Annotated in this window: 15 protein-coding genes; 4 read left to right on the top strand and 11 right to left on the bottom strand. The window is 69.6% G+C overall.

What is annotated here, in order from left to right; all coding sequences use genetic code 11:
* Positions 1-118 precede the first annotated feature (118 nt).
* Positions 119-1,645: a helix-turn-helix domain-containing protein gene (locus QIS96_RS00745; protein WP_282540324.1), complete on the bottom strand. Its 1,527-nt coding sequence runs from the start codon at positions 1,643-1,645 to the stop codon at positions 119-121.
* Positions 1,646-1,945: 300 nt separating this feature from the next.
* On the opposite strand from QIS96_RS00745, the gene QIS96_RS00740 reads away from it, so the two are divergent.
* Entirely contained in the window at positions 1,946-2,482 is a 537-nt protein-coding gene (locus tag QIS96_RS00740; RefSeq protein ID WP_282540323.1) for a DinB family protein, read from the top strand.
* Positions 2,483-2,489: 7 nt separating this feature from the next.
* Here the strand turns inward: QIS96_RS00740 and QIS96_RS00735 are convergent, their stop codons facing one another.
* On the bottom strand, positions 2,490-3,107 hold the full coding sequence (locus tag QIS96_RS00735; protein ID WP_456316757.1) for a YqeB family protein: 618 nt from the start codon (positions 3,105-3,107) through the stop codon (positions 2,490-2,492).
* An 18-nt stretch (positions 3,108-3,125) separates the two neighbouring features.
* The gene (locus tag QIS96_RS00730; protein WP_282540321.1) at positions 3,126-3,254 is read right to left on the bottom strand and encodes a hypothetical protein; all 129 of its coding nucleotides are present in this window, start codon (positions 3,252-3,254) and stop codon (positions 3,126-3,128) included.
* Between the two features lie 344 nt (positions 3,255-3,598).
* Here QIS96_RS00730 and acnA point away from each other — a divergent pair, with 344 nt between their 5' ends.
* Entirely contained in the window at positions 3,599-6,316 is a 2,718-nt protein-coding gene (gene acnA, locus QIS96_RS00725) for an aconitate hydratase AcnA (protein WP_282540320.1), read from the top strand.
* A gap of 111 nt (positions 6,317-6,427) precedes the next feature.
* On the opposite strand, the gene QIS96_RS00720 is transcribed toward acnA, so the two are convergent.
* The gene (locus tag QIS96_RS00720) at positions 6,428-6,874 is read right to left on the bottom strand and encodes a MarR family winged helix-turn-helix transcriptional regulator (RefSeq protein WP_282540319.1); all 447 of its coding nucleotides are present in this window, start codon (positions 6,872-6,874) and stop codon (positions 6,428-6,430) included.
* A 140-nt stretch (positions 6,875-7,014) separates the two neighbouring features.
* Between QIS96_RS00720 and QIS96_RS00715 the strand changes: the two genes are divergently transcribed.
* The gene (locus QIS96_RS00715; RefSeq protein WP_282540318.1) at positions 7,015-7,518 is read left to right on the top strand and encodes an SgcJ/EcaC family oxidoreductase; all 504 of its coding nucleotides are present in this window, start codon (positions 7,015-7,017) and stop codon (positions 7,516-7,518) included.
* A gap of 19 nt (positions 7,519-7,537) precedes the next feature.
* On the opposite strand, the gene QIS96_RS00710 is transcribed toward QIS96_RS00715, so the two are convergent.
* The 5 genes from QIS96_RS00710 to QIS96_RS00690 all read right to left on the bottom strand — a co-directional run bounded on the left by QIS96_RS00710 (position 7,538) and on the right by QIS96_RS00690 (position 14,394).
* Positions 7,538-8,209, bottom strand: a complete 672-nt coding sequence (locus tag QIS96_RS00710) for a hypothetical protein (protein WP_282540317.1) — start codon at positions 8,207-8,209, stop codon at positions 7,538-7,540.
* Positions 8,210-8,569: 360 nt separating this feature from the next.
* A complete protein-coding gene (locus tag QIS96_RS00705; protein WP_282540316.1) occupies positions 8,570-12,451 on the bottom strand; it encodes a GH92 family glycosyl hydrolase in 3,882 nt (1,293 codons plus the stop codon).
* A 190-nt stretch (positions 12,452-12,641) separates the two neighbouring features.
* Positions 12,642-13,139 carry a nuclear transport factor 2 family protein gene (locus QIS96_RS00700; protein WP_282540315.1) on the bottom strand — a complete coding sequence of 166 codons (498 nt, stop codon included), beginning with the start codon at positions 13,137-13,139 and terminating at the stop codon, positions 12,642-12,644.
* 260 nt (positions 13,140-13,399) lie between these two features.
* Complete coding sequence (locus QIS96_RS00695; protein WP_282540314.1) at positions 13,400-13,747, bottom strand: hypothetical protein; 348 nt, start codon at positions 13,745-13,747, stop codon at positions 13,400-13,402.
* A complete protein-coding gene (locus tag QIS96_RS00690) occupies positions 13,744-14,394 on the bottom strand; it encodes a DUF6232 family protein (protein ID WP_282540313.1) in 651 nt (216 codons plus the stop codon). The genes QIS96_RS00695 and QIS96_RS00690 overlap by 4 nt, the downstream gene beginning before the upstream one ends.
* Before the next feature lie 292 nt (positions 14,395-14,686).
* Between QIS96_RS00690 and QIS96_RS00685 the strand changes: the two genes are divergently transcribed.
* The gene (locus QIS96_RS00685) at positions 14,687-15,526 is read left to right on the top strand and encodes a class I SAM-dependent methyltransferase (RefSeq protein ID WP_282540312.1); all 840 of its coding nucleotides are present in this window, start codon (positions 14,687-14,689) and stop codon (positions 15,524-15,526) included.
* A gap of 156 nt (positions 15,527-15,682) precedes the next feature.
* On the opposite strand, the gene QIS96_RS00680 is transcribed toward QIS96_RS00685, so the two are convergent.
* The gene (locus tag QIS96_RS00680; RefSeq protein WP_282540311.1) at positions 15,683-16,252 is read right to left on the bottom strand and encodes a DUF6232 family protein; all 570 of its coding nucleotides are present in this window, start codon (positions 16,250-16,252) and stop codon (positions 15,683-15,685) included.
* A gap of 129 nt (positions 16,253-16,381) precedes the next feature.
* Positions 16,382-16,702, bottom strand: coding sequence for a hypothetical protein (locus QIS96_RS00675; RefSeq protein ID WP_282540310.1), 321 nt, complete (start codon positions 16,700-16,702; stop codon positions 16,382-16,384).
* Between the last annotated feature and the right edge of the window lie 429 nt (positions 16,703-17,131).

Genomic DNA, 17,131 nt, shown 5'->3' with positions numbered 1-17,131 from the left:
GGTCTGGACCCACTGAACCTTCTGACGTCCCCCAAATGCCGAAGCACCCCGCCCCCGGCGGCAGTTCAGCGGGCCGGGAGGTGGGGCACCTCGGGAGCTTCGGGACTCCGGGTGTGGCTTAGATGTCCCGGAACGTCTCGATCTGTGCCCCAACGGAGTTGAGCCGCTCCGCCAGGTCCTCGTAACCCCGGTTGATGACGTACACGTTGCGGAGCACGGACGTGCCCTCGGCGGCCATCATCGCGAGGAGGACGACCACGGCGGGGCGCAGGGCCGGCGGGCACATCATCTCGGCGGCGCGCCAGCGGGTCGGGCCCTCGACCAACACGCGGTGCGGGTCGAGGAGTTGGAGGCGGCCGCCGAGGCGGTTGAGGTCGGTGAGGTAGATGGCGCGGTTGTCGTAGACCCAGTCGTGGATGAGGGTCTTGCCCTGGGCGACGGCCGCGATGGCCGCGAAGAACGGGACGTTGTCGATGTTCAGGCCCGGGAACGGCATCGGGTGGATCTTGTCGATCGGCGCCTCCAGCTTGGAGGGGCGCACGGTCAGGTCCACCAGGCGGGTGCGGCCGTTGTCGGCGGCGTACTCCGCGGAGCGGTCGGCGTGCAGGCCCATCTCCTCCAGGACCGCCAGCTCGATCTCCATGAACTCGATCGGCACGCGCCGGATGGTGAGTTCGGACTCGGTGACGACGGCCGCGGCGAGCAGGCTCATCGCCTCGACCGGGTCCTCGGAGGGGGAGTAGTCGACGTCCACGTCGATGGTGTGCACGCCGTGCACGGTCAGGGTGGTCGTGCCGATGCCCTCGACCTTGACGCCGAGCGCCTCCAGGAAGAAGCACAGGTCCTGGACCATGTAGTTGGAGGAGGCGTTGCGGATCACGGTGACGCCGTCGTGGCGGGCCGCGGCGAGCAGCGCGTTCTCCGTCACGGTGTCGCCGCGCTCGGTCAGCACGATCGGGCGGTCGGGCGAGGTGCGCTGGACCTCCGCGTGGTAGATGCCCTCGGTCGCGGTGATGTCCAGGCCGAAGCGGCGCAGGGCGATCAGGTGCGGCTCGACGGTCCGGGTGCCGAGGTCGCAACCGCCCGCGTACGGCAGCTTGAAGTGGTTCATGCGGTGAAGCAGCGGGCCGAGGAACATGATGATCGAGCGGGTACGGCGGGCCGCCTCGGCGTCGATCGCGTTCAGGTCGAGCGTGGCGGGCGGCACGATCTCCAGGTCGACGCCGTCGTTGATCCAACGGGTGCGCACGCCGATCGAGTTCAGGACCTCCAGGATCCGGAAGACCTCCTCGATCCGGGCCACGCGACGCAGCACCGTACGGCCCTTGTTGAGCAGCGAGGCGCAGAGCAGCGCGACGCAGGCGTTCTTGCTCGTCTTGACGTCGATCGAGCCGGACAGGCGACGGCCGCCGACGACGCGCAGATGCATCGGCCCGGCGTAACCCAGAGACACGATCTCGCTGTCGAGTGCTTCACCGATTCGGGCGATCATCTCAAGACTGATGTTTTGATTGCCGCGTTCGATGCGGTTCACCGCGCTCTGGCTGGTGCCGAGCGCTTCGGCGAGCTGGGACTGTGTCCAGCCCCGGTGCTGACGGGCGTCACGGATGAGCTTGCCGATGCGTACGAGGTAGTCGTCTGACATGGCGCGACCGTATATCGGATGTGAGATAGAAGAGAAACGGAGCGCGTCCATCCGGGTGGCGTTGCGTGTCGGGCCGGTGGACTGGCCGCTGACTGCGGGTCAGGGGCTGTGGCGTCCACGCCAGGCTCCACGAGCCACGCGAGCACGGCATCCGGGACGAACCGTCAGAAGACGGTATCTCGCCAGAAAAGCCGTTTCGCATTCCGAGTGTCGACTAGGACACACCCTGGCCTCGATGTTTCGTACGGTCGTTTCAGACGGCCGGCCGGCAGGGGGCGGCAGCAGCGGAAGGTGGAGACCATGACGGTGAACGAGTCGACCCGGAACGCCCCGACAAGGGAGCATGCCGAGTGGCTGGAGCTCCTTGCCAAGCACCGGCACTTCCTGCGCTTCACCACCCGCGACCTGACCGACGAACAGGCCGCGCAGCGCACCACGGCGAGCGAGCTGTGCCTGGGCGGGCTGATCAAGCACGTCACCGGCGTCGAACGCAACTGGACGGAGTTCATCCTGAACGGCCCGGCCGCGATGGGGGACCTCACCTCGATGACCGAGGCCCAGCGCAAGGAGTACGCGGACGGTTTCCGGATGCTCCCCGGCGACACCCTGGAAGGCGTGCTCTCCGACTACGAGAAGACGGCGGCCCGCACCGACGAGGTGATCGCGGCGCTGCCCGACCTCGACGCCTCCTGGCCGCTGCCCAAGGCCCCGTGGTTCGAGGCCGACCGCTGGTCGATCCGGCGGGTCCTGATGCACATCGCCGGCGAGATCGCGCAGCACTCCGGCCACGCCGACATCATCCGCGAGTCTCTCGACGGCGCCAAGAGCATGGGCTGACCAGCCGTTACGTACGGCTGCGCCAGTACTGACGCTTCTTCTCGTCCCGTACGTACACGCCCAGGCGGGCCAGCTCCGCGCGGAGTTCGCGGCGGTCGCCCGCAGTCGTCGAATCCGGGCGCGTCAGGGCCTTGGCGCGGGCCTTGAGCAGGGCGTCCGCGCCGGTCGGCAGGTCCGGGGCGCCGGGCACCCAGAGGCGGAACTCGGCGGCGTACGGGTCGGTGTCCGCCCAGCGGTGGCCGTGGCGGGTGAACGCCGCGGCCGGCCGGCGCTCGGTGAAGTCGCAGGGCTCGCGCGCCAGTTCCGAGCTGTCCGGGCCGAGCAGCACCAGGTCGTTGGCGTCCCGGAAGGCCTGGGCGAGCTCCGCGCGCGGGACGGTGTTCGGCTCGCCGCTGCGGATGAGCAGCACCCGCTGGTCGCAGACCCGCACGGTCAGCTCCTCGTGCAGCGCGAACAGGCCGACGAGCAGCCCGAGCGCCGCCCCCGCGACGAGCAGGCCGAGGGTGAGCCAGGGTTCGGGGAGCGAAGTGAGGAGTTCTGCCGGACCCTTGAAGGGTGCGCGCGGCAGCGACACCAGCCAGAGCGCCGGGTACTTCGCGGCTGCTCCGACGCCGGTGCCGAGCAGTGCGAAGGCCGGCGGCAGTCAGGCCGGCTGCCGCAGTTCGGTGACGTCCTGCGAGGTCGCGCCCGATGTGCGGCGTCGGTTCGGTGCGCCGAGGTCCGGTTTGCGTATTCGGTCCTGCCGCGTGACGCGTATCTCGTTCCCCGTCATGGGATTCACCGTAGGAAACGGGTACGTGGAGTCGCATCGGCCGTCGGCAGCGGGCGGGCGCGGCTCCGTGCGACGAAAGTGGGGGGTGGCGGGGCCGAAGGCCGGTGGTGCGCGAGGCAGAGTTCACGCGCGCTTCGCCGACCGTTGGCGCCGTCCGGCCGGGGCGAGGCATGACCGATCCCGCGGCATGTACTAGAGTTATCTCGACATCGAGATATCTGCCGAGGCGCACCGCAGCCGCCGCGCCGGTAAGGGTTACCTAACTTAGCCCTACCTTAGCGGATCGGTCCAGGGCCGCGGCGGCCGGACGCGGTGGAACGCGCACATATATGAAGGAGACTGTCGTGTCGGCGAACAGCTTCGACGCCCGCAGCACGCTGCGCGTGGGCGACGAGTCGTACGAGATCTTCAAGCTGGACAAGGTCGAGGGCTCCGCACGCCTTCCCTACAGCCTGAAGGTGCTCCTGGAGAACCTGCTCCGCACCGAGGACGGCGCGAACATCACGGCCGACCACATCCGCGCGCTCGGCAACTGGGACTCCCAGGCGCAGCCGTCGCAGGAGATCCAGTTCACGCCGGCCCGCGTGATCATGCAGGACTTCACCGGCGTGCCCTGTGTCGTCGACCTCGCCACCATGCGTGAGGCCGTCAAGGAGCTCGGCGGCGACCCGGCGAAGATCAACCCGCTGGCCCCGGCCGAGCTGGTCATCGACCACTCCGTCATCGCCGACAAGTTCGGCACGAAGGACGCCTTCGGCCAGAACGTCGAGCTGGAGTACGGCCGCAACCGCGAGCGCTACCAGTTCCTGCGCTGGGGCCAGACCGCCTTCGACGAGTTCAAGGTCGTCCCGCCGGGCACCGGCATCGTCCACCAGGTCAACATCGAGCACCTCGCTCGTACGGTCATGGTCCGCAACGGCCAGGCCTACCCCGACACCCTCGTCGGCACCGACTCGCACACCACGATGGTCAACGGCCTGGGCGTGCTCGGCTGGGGCGTCGGCGGCATCGAGGCCGAGGCCGCGATGCTCGGTCAGCCGGTCTCGATGCTCATCCCGCGCGTCGTCGGCTTCAAGCTGACCGGCGAGCTGAAGCCGGGCACGACCGCCACCGACCTGGTGCTCACGATCACCGAGATGCTGCGCAAGCACGGCGTCGTCGGCAAGTTCGTCGAGTTCTACGGCGAGGGCGTCGCCGCCACCTCGCTCGCCAACCGCGCCACCATCGGCAACATGTCGCCGGAGTTCGGCTCCACCGCCGCGATCTTCCCGATCGACGGCGAGACGCTGAACTACCTGAAGCTGACCGGCCGTTCGGAGCAGCAGGTCGCGCTCGTCGAGGCGTACGCCAAGGAGCAGGGCCTCTGGCTGGACCCGGCCGCCGAGCCCGACTTCTCCGAGAAGCTGGAGCTGGACCTCTCCACGGTCGTCCCGTCGATCGCCGGTCCGAAGCGTCCGCAGGACCGCATCGTCCTCGCCAACGCCGCCGAGCAGTTCAAGACGGACGTCCTGAACTACGTCGACACCGCCGACGAGGCCGGCATCGAGTCCTTCCCGGCCTCCGACGCCCCGGTCAACCACCCCAACGGCGGCCCGTCGAAGCCGGTCACCGTGACCGCCCCCGACGGCTCGACGTACGAGATCGACCACGGTGCGGTGACGGTCGCGGCCATCACCTCCTGCACCAACACCTCGAACCCGTACGTGATGGTCGCCGCGGCGCTCGTCGCGAAGAAGGCCGTCGAGAAGGGCCTGTCCCGCAAGCCGTGGGTGAAGACCACCCTCGCGCCGGGCTCGAAGGTCGTCACCGACTACTTCGACAAGGCGGGCCTGACGCCGTACCTGGACAAGGTCGGCTTCAACCTGGTCGGTTACGGCTGCACCACCTGCATCGGCAACTCCGGCCCGCTGCCGGAGGAGGTCTCCAAGGCCGTCAACGACCACGACCTCGCCGTCACCTCGGTCCTCTCCGGCAACCGGAACTTCGAGGGCCGCATCAACCCCGACGTCAAGATGAACTACCTGGCGTCCCCGCCGCTGGTCGTCGCGTACGCCATCGCCGGTTCGATGAAGGTGAACATCACCAAGGACGCCCTCGGCGTCGACCAGGACGGCAAGCCGGTCTACCTCGCTGACATCTGGCCCTCCGAGGCCGAGGTCAACGACGTCGTCGCGAACGCCATCGGCGAGGACATGTTCAACAAGTCCTACTCCGACGTCTTCGCGGGCGACGCCCAGTGGCAGGCCCTCCCGGTCCCCACCGGCAACACCTTCGAGTGGGACACCGAGTCCACCTACGTGCGCAAGCCCCCGTACTTCGAGGGCATGGGCATGGAGCCGGCCCCGGTCGAGGACATCACCGGCGCGCGTGTGCTCGCCAAGCTGGGCGACTCGGTCACCACCGACCACATCTCCCCGGCCGGTGCGATCAAGGCCGACACGCCGGCCGGCAAGTACCTCACCGAGCACGGTGTGGAGCGTCGTGACTTCAACTCCTACGGCTCGCGCCGAGGCAACCACGAGGTCATGATCCGCGGCACGTTCGCCAACATCCGCCTGCGCAACCAGCTCGCGCCGGGCACCGAGGGCGGCTTCACCCGCGACTTCACGCAGGCGGACGGCCCGGTGTCGTTCATCTACGACGCCTCGCAGAACTACCAGGCGCAGGGCACCCCGCTGGTCATCCTGGGCGGCAAGGAGTACGGCTCCGGCTCGTCCCGCGACTGGGCCGCCAAGGGCACCGCGCTCCTCGGCGTCAAGGCCGTCATCACCGAGTCGTACGAGCGCATCCACCGCTCGAACCTCATCGGCATGGGCGTCCTGCCGCTGCAGTTCCCGGAGGGCCAGTCCGCCGACTCCCTCGGTCTGACCGGCGAGGAGACCTTCTCCTTCACCGGCGTCACCGAGCTGAACAACGGCTCGACCCCGCGCACGGTCAAGGTCACCACCGACACCGGTGTGGAGTTCGACGCGGTCGTCCGCATCGACACCCCCGGCGAGGCGGACTACTACCGCAACGGCGGCATCATGCAGTACGTGCTGCGCTCGCTGATCCGCAAGTAAGCGGCGGCAGCCGGTAGTTCGCAGCCGGTAGTTCACAGAGGGCCGCATCCCGTTCCGTACGGGGTGCGGCCCTCGCGCGTGCGTCCGCCGATGCGCTGACGTGCTGTCGGGTCAGGCCTCCGGCAGCTCGCTGATGCGGGCGGACTGCTCCTCCTGTACGCGGCAGGCCGTCGCCAAGAAGCCGGTGATCAGGGCGAGTTGGTCCTTGGTGTAGCGGCGGAGGGCCTGCGCGCCGGCCTCGGCGAGCGGGCCGTACACCTCGCGTTCCGCGGTGCGGGCCTGCTCGGTGGCGGTCACCAGGACACGGCGGCGGTTGGCGGCGTCGCGGGTGCGGGTGACGTACCCCGCGCGTTCGAGGCGGTCGATGGCGGTGGTCGTCGCGGCGGGGCTCAGCTTGGCCGCGGCGGTGAGGGCGCCGGCCGACAGGGACTCCTCGGCCAGGATCAGGTCCAGGCAGCGCAGGTCGGTGCGGTTCAGGCCGAGGCGGGCCGCCGCCGCCTCGTCGAAGGCGTCGGTGCTGCGCTGGAGCAGCCTCAGGCCCGCCGCGACCTCGCGCACGGCGTCGGCCTTCGACGCTCCGGGCGTGCGGCCTGAGGCTCCCGAGGCCCCTGAAGCTCCCGAGGCTCTTTCTTTCGACATTCGAAGCTTTCTGCTAGCGTAAATTTCGACAGTCGAAATGATAGCTCCGGGAGGACGCCATGCCTACCAGCGACGAGCAGATCACGCAGTTGTTCCAGCGGTTCATGCAGGCCTGGACCGACAACGACGCCGTCACCTTCGGCGCCTGCTTCACCGAGGACGCCGACTACGTCTCGTACGACGGCACCCGCGCCGTCGGCCGGGTCGCGCTGCAGGACAACCACGAGCGGCTGTTCCGGGGTGTGCTCGCCGGGTCCGCGCTCGTCGGGGACCTGGAGTCGATCCGGCAGGTCACCGCGGATGTGGCGCTCGTGCACGGCACCGCGTCGGTGCTGATGCCGTGGCGCTCCGAGCTGCCCGCGCGGCGCCTTTCACGGCAGACCCTCGTCGTGGTCCGTACGGAGGCGGGCTGGCGGATCTCCGCCCTGCACAACGGCCGCGTCCGGCCGGTGACCCTGCCGGCGCCCGACGCGCTCCCGTCCCGGCTGTCCCAGGCGATGAGCCGGGCCGCGCGGCGGCTGGGGATCGGACGCCCGAACTCGCCCGCAGTGCAAGGGGGTTGAGGGCACGCGGTTGGGTGGGTCAGAGCATCCCGGCGTGCACGCCCGCCTGCACCACCGCGGCGTGCGCCAACTGCCACTCGCCGAGCAGCGCAAGCGTCACGGAGAGGAACGCGCGGCCCCACAGCATGTCCTGGGTGTGCTTGATGTGCCGCGTCAGCTGGCCGGCGAGCACCGCGAGCCCGCCGAACTGCAGCACCTGGACCACCGTGCTCTCGGGCGGCGCCACGAACCCGCCGAGCAGCAGCGGCAGCGACGACAGCGGGGCGAGCACGGCGAGCACGGCGGGTGTACGGTGCAGTCCGCCACGGCCGCCGAGGGCGCGCGCGAGCACCACCGTCGTGACGCCCAACAGCAGATGGCCGAGGAGCAGCACAAACGTGGTGAGCAGCAGCCACAGGCCGGGGATCCGCAGGTCCGGGTAGGAGGCGGCGACCTCGGGAACCTCCCGGGTGAGCAGCGCCATCAGCGCCATCTGCCCGCAGGCGGCGAGGAGTACGGCGCCCGTGAGGGGCCGGCCGCGCAGCCCGAGCAGCCAGTCGCCTGCCTGCAGAACCGTCGTGCAGCCGCGGCGAAGTGCGCGCCCGGCACGGGTGATCGGGGGCAGCCGCGGCGGCGGGGGAGGCGCCGGCCGCGGCGGGGCTATGAGGGTCGGCGCTGCGTCCCCCGTTCCGGACGCGGTTCTGCTCTTCATGCGTACTGCCCTCCTGCCGCCGCCGACGGACAGCGCCGGGCCCGACCGCACGGCCCCGCACCTCGACGCGCGCCCCGCTACGAGATCGACTACTCCTCCCCAAGTGTCGCAGCTCCCCATGAACGGCCCGATGGTGGTGGTACGTCCCCGCCGCGTACCCTCGTCGGCGCGTGCGCGGCGCTCGCGCGCGACGGCGAACGAGGGGGACATCGGATGGGGACGCCGGACACCTCAACACCCGGGAGTGCGACGGCAGTTGTGGGGTTCGTGGTCGTCTCGGCCGCGCTGCTCGTCGCGCGCGGCCGTCCCGCGCCGCCCCATGACTGACTGCTCGGGGTTGGCGGCGCTGGGCGAGCCCCTCTAGGACAGCAACTCCACCTCCGCCAAGGTCGACGCGCCCTTCGGCACGAGCCGGTAGTGGCGGTATGTGCCCGGGTCGGCGACCGTGAACGCCCGGGTCTGGTGGTCCCACTGGAAGGACTGCTCGTCCCGGCGGTCCAGGACCTTCCACTCGTCGCCGTCCGCCGAGCCCTCCAACACCCAGCCGTCCGGGGCCTTCGCGCGGTCCGCCGACGTGAGCGTGTACTGCACGGCGCGCGTCCCGTCGGAGCCGGCGAGCGGCAGGTTCACCGAGGCCACCTCCGCCGACGTCGTCGAGGAGTCGTCGAAGAGCGGCCCGCCGCCGCCCTTCGTCGCGTCCGTGCGCGGCGACGGGACCTTGTCGTCCTGCGTGATGGAGACCGGCGCCGCGTCTTCGCCCGTGCCCCACTTCGACGGCTTCGGGCCCATGTCGAACTCCAGGGTGCCGCCGCGCGCGATCTCCTCGTGCGGCAGGGCCGTCGACGTCCAGTTCTCGCCGTTGACCTTCAGACCCTGCACGTAGACGTTCTTCGCGCTGTTCTTCGGGGCCTTCACGACCAGCTCGCGGCCGTCGTCCAGATGCACGGTCGCCTTGGTGAACAGCGGGGAGCCGATCGCGTACTCGCCGCTGCCCATCACCAGCGGGTAGAAGCCGAGCGCGGAGAACAGGTACCAGGCGCTCTGCTCGCCGTTGTCCTCGTCGCCGTGGTAGCCCTGGCCGATCTCGCTGCCGGTGTAGAGCCGGGAGAGGACCTCGCGGACCTTCTCCTGCGTCTTCCAGGGCTGCGACGCCGCGTTGTACATGTAAGTGGCGTGGTGCGCGACCTGGTTGCTGTGCCCGTACATGCCCATCCGCACGTCGCGGGCCTCCGTCATCTCGTGGATGACGCCGCCGTACGAGCCGGCGAACTCCGGGGACGCCGTCTCCGGGGTGTCGAAGTACGCGTCCAGCTTCTTGCCGAGGCCCGCCCGGCCGCCGTACAGGTTCGCCAGTCCCCGGGAGTCCTGCGGGGCGGTGAAGGCGTAGCCCCAGCCATTGGTCTCCGTGTAGTCGTAGCCCCACACGCGCGGGTCGTACTTCGCGGACTCGACGCGCCAGTCGCCCTTCAGGTCGCGGCCCTGGAAGAAGCCCGAACTCCCTTGCGCCGCACCGGCCTTGGCGTCGAACAGCTCCACATAGTTGCGGGCCCGGTTGAGGAAGTACTCCGACTCCTCCTCGTACCGCTTCTCACCCGTCTTCTTGTAGAGCGCCCGGCCCATCCTCGCAATGCCGTAGTCGTTGAGGTAGCCCTCCAGGGACCAGGACAGGCCCTCGTGCGTCTCCGTCGACGCGTAGCCGAGGAACGGTGAGGTGTCCATGCCCTTGCGGCCCACGCCCGAACTCGGCGGCACCACCGTCGCGTTCTTCAGCGCGGCGTCGTACGCGGACTTCTCGTCGAAGTCCACGCCCTTCACATACGCGTCGGCGAACGCCACGTCCGAGGAGGTGCCGGTCATCAGGTCCGCGTAACCCGGCGAGGACCAGCGGGAGATCCAGCCGCCGTCCTTGTACTGCTGCACGAACCCGTCGACCAGCTCGCCCGCCTTCTTCGGGGTGAGGAACGAGTAGGCGGGCCAGGTCGTGCGATACGTGTCCCAGAAGCCGTTGTTGACGTACACCTCGCCGTCGACGATCTTCGCCCCGGTGTGCGTCGGTGTGTCCGGGCCGGTCTGCGGCGAGAAGGGGGACGCGTACCGCGACTTCAGGCCCTGGTCCGTACGGACCTGCTCGAAGCCCGAGTTGGGGTACAGGTACAGGCGGTAGAGGCCGGAGTACAGCGTCGTCAGCTGGTCCTCCGTCGCGCCCTCGACCTCCACCTTGCCGAGCAGCGCGTCCCACTGCTTCTGCGCCTCGGACCGCACGCTCGCGAAGGGCGTGCCGGACGGGATCTCCCGGTCCAGGTTGGCCTTCGCCTGGTCGACGGAGATCAGGGACGTGGCGAGGCGCAGGGTGACCGTGCGGTCCTTGCCCGCGTCGAAGCGGAGGTGGCCCTTGACGCCCTCCGCGGCGCCCTCGGTGACGGGCTTGTCGAAGGTCCCGTACACGAAGAGCCGGGTGGCGCCGGTGGACAGGCCGGACTTGACGTCCGAGTAGCCGGTGACGATCCCCTTCTCCTGGTCGAGGCTCAGGCCCGCCTTGTCGGAGACGTTGTCGAAGAGGACGCTCGCGTCGTCGCCCGGGTACGTGAAGCGCATCATCGCCGCGTGGTCCGTCGGCGTCATCTCGGCCTCGATGCCGTTCTCGAACTCGACGCGGTAGTGATGCGGCCGGGCCGTCTCGTTCTCGTGCCGGAACGCGAGCGCCCGCTTCTTCCGGTCCAGGTCCGGGGTGCCCTCGGCGGCCGACGGCAGCACCTGGAACGTCTGCCGCTCGCCCATCCACGGGCTCGGCTCATGGCTCGCGCTGAACGCCTGCAGCGTCGGCAGGTTGTCGTCGTTGTTGCCGCGCGCGTAGTCGTACAGCCAGCTCAGGGAGCCCGCGTTGGTCACCGGCGTCCAGAAGTTGAAGCCGTGCGGGACGGCCGTCGCCGGGATGGTGTTGCCGCGCGAGAAGCCGCCGCTGGAGTTGGTGCCGCGGATCGTGGACGCGTAGTCGGAGGGGTGCTCCTTCGGCTTCGCCGGTGGGGCGCTCTTCAGGGTCACGTCGTCGACCCAGCCCTGGAACTTCGACGGGCCCTTCGGGGAGTCGTACGCCACGAGAATCCGGTCGACGGTCTTGCCCGCGGCGACGCTGCCGATGCCGGACGCGACATGGTTCCACTGGTTCACGTACAGCCGCTTCGCCGCGGCCTGCCCCTGCGGAGTGAGTAGCCCGCCGTGCCTGTCGGTGGCCTTGAGCTCGCTCAGATACGTGCCGTCCGTGAACGCCAGGTCGACCGAGACGTGTGTCGCCGCGTAGCCCAGATCGGGCGCGGGCTCGGGCATCGCCGGGAACAGGCGGTAGGACAGCTCGGTGTCGCGGCCGATCGCCACGTCCACGTCGAAGACCTTGTTGTACGAGTACGCGTGGCCGTCCGCCTGGTGCGTGCCCGCGTAGCGCAGCGCCCGCTTGCCCGTGAACCCGGCGCCGGCCTTCGCGGTCGGCGAGCCGCTCGGCCCGCGGTGCACGACCGACAGCATGTCCTCGGGTGCGGGCCCGCCCGAACTGCCGTCGGAGATCTGGAAGTCGGAGAGCTGGGTGGCGTCCGCCGCGCCGTTGTTGGCGGTGATGTCGAGGCGGTAGTGCGCGTACGCCGTGTCGTTGGCGAAATCGTACGTCTTCGTCTCGAAGCGCTTGGCGAAGGTCTCGCCGGAGCGGGTGTCGAGGGTCTTCCACTCCTGGCCGTCGGCGGAGCCCTGCAGCGTCCAGTCCTTCGGGTCGCGGTCGGCGTGGTCGTTGGCCGAGGTCAGGGCGTACTTGCGGACCTTGACCGGCTCCGACAGGTCGTACTCCACCCAGCCCTTGGCGGCGAACGTCAGCCACTTGGTGCTGGACTCCCCGTCGATGAGGTTCTCCTTCACCTCGCCCGAGCCCTCGTTCTCGCCGCTCGCCCGGACCTCGCTCACCCGGTCCGTGACATTGCCCGGGATGCCGCTGCTGAACTCGCCGTTGACGCCGGCGGCCTTCTTCTCGCCGTCCGGGGTGGTCTCCACGGTGCTGGTCCAGTCGGGGGCGGGCTGGCCCGCCTCGAAGGAGGAGCTGAACTCTCCCTTCTCCCCTTCTGGTTGGGGTGCGGCGGCCGCTGCGCCCTGGCCGGCGGCGGCGAGGAGGAGAGCGGCGACGGGAAGGGCGGCGAAGGGTCTGCGCCACGGGCTTCTGCGGCGCGCTCCGCGGCGCGACGGCATTCGTTCGGGTCTCTGCATGCGGGGGCCTCCAGGCCGGGCCGGACGGGGACGGCGGGGCGGACAACGTTGTCAAGTCGCTGCGCAGGGTCCAGTAGGGCGTCAAGTGGGCTGTGGTGTCAAGGGTGTTGGGGGGTGTCTGCGGGGGCTGTGCGGACGGCTGGGGTGGCTGGCTGGGCGGTCGGGCGGTCGGCGGCTGTCGGCTGTCGGCTTACGAGGTGGGTGCCGCGTCGCCGGCAGGGAGGCGCTCGGTGCCGGTGGCGGCGCCGAAGGGGAGGAAGACGGTACGGGTGGCGAGCAGCCAGACGCCGTCGACGTTGCGGAAGGTGTCCTCGTAGTGGCCGACGTTGGTGGGGAGTCGGGGCTCGACCATGCCGCCGCTGTAGCCGTCCACGCGGAACGTCGTCAGGTACGAGACGGCGCGGGCCGTCGTGGCGGACTCCACGGTGACCAGGATGTTGGTCATCAGGCGGCGCGAGAGCCGGTCCGCGGGGCGCGAGGCGAAGTAGGCGCGCAGCGCCTCGCGGCCTTCGATGCGGCGCTCGCCGTGCGGCCAGTGCCAGACGCCGTCGGGCGTGAACAGCTCGGCCACCGAGCTGGGTTCCCCGAGGTCGAGCCGGTGCACGAAGTCCACGATCAGCCGCTCGCAGGCGCGTTCCGCGAGCAGCTGGTCGAGGGGGGTGAGGGTGAGGGTGGTCTTGTGGTCCATGCGCCCCCTTGTACCAGGTCAACTGGCGTTTGGGGGAGCCGATTCGAGGGCGAGGCTGACCTTCGAGAGGGCGGGCTAGGGCCTGTCGTTTGGATCAGGCCGGATCCGGCGGCGGTGCCGTTCGGTCGAGTTGAGCGGGGTCTGGTGCGTGCAGCTGCAAGGCGGAGGAGGGCGTCAACGCGGAGCGTTGGCAACCGACGACAACGCCGCAGATGTGCGTGCCAGACCCCGCGCCCCCGGCAAGATCCAAACGACAGGCCCTAGCCTCCGAGCAGTGCGATCAGCTTGTTGGCCGCTTCGACGATCGGCGGGCCGACGGTGCTGACCGTTGCGGCGATGGCGGCGACCGCGTACAGGGCGCCGCGCCGCCGCTCCGGCGATGCGTCGGCACCGGAGGCGATGACGGGCAGGTTGTCGTCGATGACCTGAGCGCTCGCAGGGGCCTCTGCGGCCAGGAGGTCTCTCAACTCCCGGATCATCGGAAGCAGTTCCTCGGTCAGCCGCTCGGTGTCGAGCGCCGTCTGCCGTTTGTCGATGCCGGTGTTCTCCCGACCTCCGTACATGTTCACGCTGTCGCCGAAGTAGTAGGAATCTCCGCCGCTGCTCATTTGCGTACCCCCTGGTTGCCGATGCCGCCGTACATGTTCACGGTGTCGCCGAAGTGGTAGTTCCTCGGATTCACGTCCACGCGGTTCGCGCGCACGACCAGGCCGGTCGCCGGGTTCTCCAGCGCGTCGAGGATCAACTCCCGCAGGACCGGGAGCCGTTCGGGCTCCGGCAGCGTGACGAGGGCGACCGAGGAGCTGGCCGTCTCGACCGCCAGCACGTGCTCGGTGGGCGCGGAGAGCTGCCGGATCAGGTTGATGACGAGCCCGAAGAGCACGAGGAAGCCGAAGACCGCCAGGGCGTCCGCCGGGTTGTCGGAGCTCTCGCTGTCGTAGCTGGAGTCCCACGACGGCGAGGAGGACGTCTCGTCGAAGATGAGGCCGAGCACGGAGAACGCGACACCGCAAATGGCAAGCCACTTGAGGAAGTTGAGGACGGCCGCCGCCCGGTCGGGCCTGAGCTCGAAGGTGTGCACCTTCGTGATGTTGTGCAGCGGATAGGCGGCCGTCCCGATCTGCAGCACGTGCTTGCTGACTATGAGTTCGACGTTGCCGTGCGTGAACCCCCGAGGCGGGGACGACGGCCGCGGCGGCACGGGCGGTGCGTTCTCCTCCGGGCCGTCCGGGCCCCCAGCGCCACTGCTCTCCATCGCACCCCCGTACGGCAGTTCGCGACATGTTTCGCGACATGTGAGGACCATTAGGGGGAGGGGGTGGGTGCCGCGCCAGTCGCAAAGCAGCCATTTCTGTGTCGGAGTCCGCCCACCCAGGGCGCGGCCACTCAGAAGCCCTGCCTTGACGCCCGTAGTTGACGGCGATCGCCCGATCGAGGCCAGTTCGGCGTACAGCTCCCGAGTGAGGTGAAGGCAGGAGCTGCACAGGCCGAGAACCAGTGGGGGTGGACGTAGCGCTCCGAAGAAACCCACGTACAGGAGGCACCTGTTGAGCACCAGCCGAACCGAACTCACGAAGCCGAACCACCTGGATGAAGTGCCCGGCTGGTTCAAACCGCTCGATCAGGCTTTGTTCGGTTTCTTCCTGGAGGAGACGGCCGACCGTCCGGGCGATCTGCTCGAAATGGGCTGCTATCTCGGCAAGGCCACGATCGTCATGGGCCGGCACCGGGGGGACGGCGAGACGTTCACCGTCTGCGACCTGTTCGGCGACGAGACGCAGGGCAGCTACAGCCGTAAGGCAACGCTCGACTTCTACGAGAAGACCCTCTCGCTGCGCGCCTTCGAGAACAACTACCTCGCGTTCCACGAGCAGCTCCCCGAGATCGTGCAGGCCCGCACCGATGTGCTGGCCGACCGGATCGCCGAGGACAGCTGCCGGTTCGTCCATGTCGACGCCTCGCACCAGTACGAGGACGTGTGCGTGGACATCGACACCACGCGGACCATCCTGCGCCGGGACGGCGTCGTCTCCCTCGACGACTACCGCAACGACCGCACCCCGGGCGTCGGCGCGGCCGTCTGGGAGAGCGTGTTCACCAAGGGCATGCGCCCGGTCTGCGTCACGCCCAACAAGATGTACGCCACGTGGGACGACCCGAGCCCGCTCCAGAAGCGGCTGCGCGAGTGGGCCGGGGAGACGCGCGACTGTGTCGTCGCCGAGGACCTCATCGACGGTGCGGTGATGCTGCGTCTCAGCAGCACGGCCGTGAAGCACGGTGGGCCGTCACTCCCGAAGCCCCGCAGCTCGGCACTCAAGCGGATCGCCTGTGACGTCCTGCCACCCGTGGTGACCCGCGCGGTCCGGCGCGCCAGGCGCCCCAGGTAGACCCGCACCCGGCGCGCCGCGACCGGGCCCCGGCCTGCCAGGCGCCGGGGCCCGCCAACTCCCGTAGCAGCGGCGGCTGTTCGCGTTCCGGGCGAGCGTTCGCGTTCCGGGCGAGTGACGAGGGTGACGTCGTGGCCGGCGCGGCGGCGCACCGGCTCAGGTGGCGATGCCCTTGTTGTTCTGACCGCCGTACATATTGACGTGGTCGCCGTACTGGTACTTCTTCGGGTTGATGTTGACGCTCTGCGCGTGGAAGGTCATCTCGGTGACCGGGTTCTTGATGGCCTCGACCAGCGCGTTCCTGAGCCCTCTGATCCGTTCTCGCTGGGGCAGGGTCACCAGGGCGGTCGAGGCGCTGGCGGTCTCGATGGCCAGGACGTGCTCGGAGGGCGTGTTCAGTTTCCGGACCAGGTCGGCGACGAGCCCGAACAGCACGATGGCGCCCACCACGAGCACCCCCGTCGGCGCACTGCCCGAGCCCAGCGCGAACAGGCAGCCGAAGGCGCCGACCGCGACCCACCCCAGGAAGCTCATGCAGGCCGCCTTGCGGTCGGGCTTCAACTCGAAGGTGTGCACGCGCGTGATGTTGTGCACCGGGTAGGCGGCGTCGCCGATCCACAGCATGTGCTGGTCGACCGTGATAGTGACGTCGACCGTGCCGTCCGGCGGCCGCGGCGGCATGGGCGGCATCGGTGGCGTGCTCGCGGCCGCTCTGCTGTTGTCCATCGGCTCCCCCGTCGTACGGCGCATTCGCGACGTGTGGGGACCATTAGGGGAGCGGACCGGCCGCCGGACCAGCTGTAAAACGGCCAACTTTCGTACGCGGTACTGCTGCTGGTGCTCCTGCTCGTGCTGCTACTGGTGCTGCTGCTGGTTCCGGACCCGGCGCGCGTGGCGCAGAAACACGACCCAGGCCGCGACGCCCAGGACGACGAATCCGGCGGCGCCGGCCAGTGCGGCTTCGAACGGTGGCCCGGAGATCGGCACGAGGATCGTCGAACCCGAAGCGGTGGTCATCTCGCAGCCCTGCTCGGTGATCGAGGCGCCGCGCAGCGCGGAGTGCAACTCCCCGTCCAGGCACTGCTTCGCCTTGTACTGCGCCGTCGCCGCCCATACGGCAAGGCCGCCGCAGGCCAGTGTTGCCAGGGACAGGGTGCTGCGGGCGGGGAAGCGCATGACAGAGATCCTCTCTCCTGGCCCGAGTGCTGAGCGGGGCCGCCGACCGGGCTGGGCCCCGCCATCATCCACGGCTGCCGACGGCCCGCCCGGGGGCCCGGGATGCCTGTGACGGCCTTGTGACGACAGGGCCGGACCCCGCGAAAAGTCCAGGTGATCACGTACGAAAGTCCACTGGCCGCAGGCGGGTTCGCGGGGGAGGCTGCGGCAGGGCTTCCGTGAGGTCTCAACTCGGGAAAGACTGCCGACCAAAGCTGTATTCGATCTTGCTCACCCGAAGGGGAGTGGACTATACCTGTCGGCGTCTGCGCAGCCGTTTCACGGCGGCGGGCGCGGGGGCGGGGAATGGCCGGGAGTCGAGGTGTAAAGGCTTCAACTGCCCCTTGTTTTCAGCTGTTCCGACGAGAGCCCGAGACAGCCGAAGCCAGC

The sequence above is a fragment of the Streptomyces cavernicola genome (genome assembly GCF_029968035.1).
Classification (GTDB): Bacteria; Actinomycetota; Actinomycetes; order Streptomycetales; family Streptomycetaceae; genus Streptomyces; species Streptomyces cavernicola.
The sequence above is the reverse complement of the archived record's forward strand: the minus strand, read 5'-3'. Positions and strand labels throughout refer to the sequence as shown.

Excerpts from the sequence above, each read along its gene's own strand:
- QIS96_RS00740 (WP_282540323.1), top strand. The coding sequence starts at position 1,946 with ATGACGGTGAACGAGTCGACCCGGAACGCCCCGACAAGGGAGCATGCC.
- QIS96_RS00715 (WP_282540318.1), top strand. The coding sequence starts at position 7,015 with ATGCCTACCAGCGACGAGCAGATCACGCAGTTGTTCCAGCGGTTCATG.
- QIS96_RS00700 (WP_282540315.1), bottom strand. The coding sequence starts at position 13,139 with ATGGACCACAAGACCACCCTCACCCTCACCCCCCTCGACCAGCTGCTC.
- QIS96_RS00680 (WP_282540311.1), bottom strand. The coding sequence starts at position 16,252 with ATGGACAACAGCAGAGCGGCCGCGAGCACGCCACCGATGCCGCCCATG.
- QIS96_RS00710 (WP_282540317.1), bottom strand. The coding sequence starts at position 8,209 with ATGAAGAGCAGAACCGCGTCCGGAACGGGGGACGCAGCGCCGACCCTC.
- QIS96_RS00730 (WP_282540321.1), bottom strand. The coding sequence starts at position 3,254 with ATGACGGGGAACGAGATACGCGTCACGCGGCAGGACCGAATACGCAAA.
- QIS96_RS00675 (WP_282540310.1), bottom strand. The coding sequence starts at position 16,702 with ATGCGCTTCCCCGCCCGCAGCACCCTGTCCCTGGCAACACTGGCCTGC.
- QIS96_RS00695 (WP_282540314.1), bottom strand. The coding sequence starts at position 13,747 with ATGAGCAGCGGCGGAGATTCCTACTACTTCGGCGACAGCGTGAACATG.
- QIS96_RS00745 (WP_282540324.1), bottom strand. The coding sequence starts at position 1,645 with ATGTCAGACGACTACCTCGTACGCATCGGCAAGCTCATCCGTGACGCC.
- QIS96_RS00690 (WP_282540313.1), bottom strand. The coding sequence starts at position 14,394 with ATGGAGAGCAGTGGCGCTGGGGGCCCGGACGGCCCGGAGGAGAACGCA.
- QIS96_RS00705 (WP_282540316.1), bottom strand. The coding sequence starts at position 12,451 with ATGCAGAGACCCGAACGAATGCCGTCGCGCCGCGGAGCGCGCCGCAGA.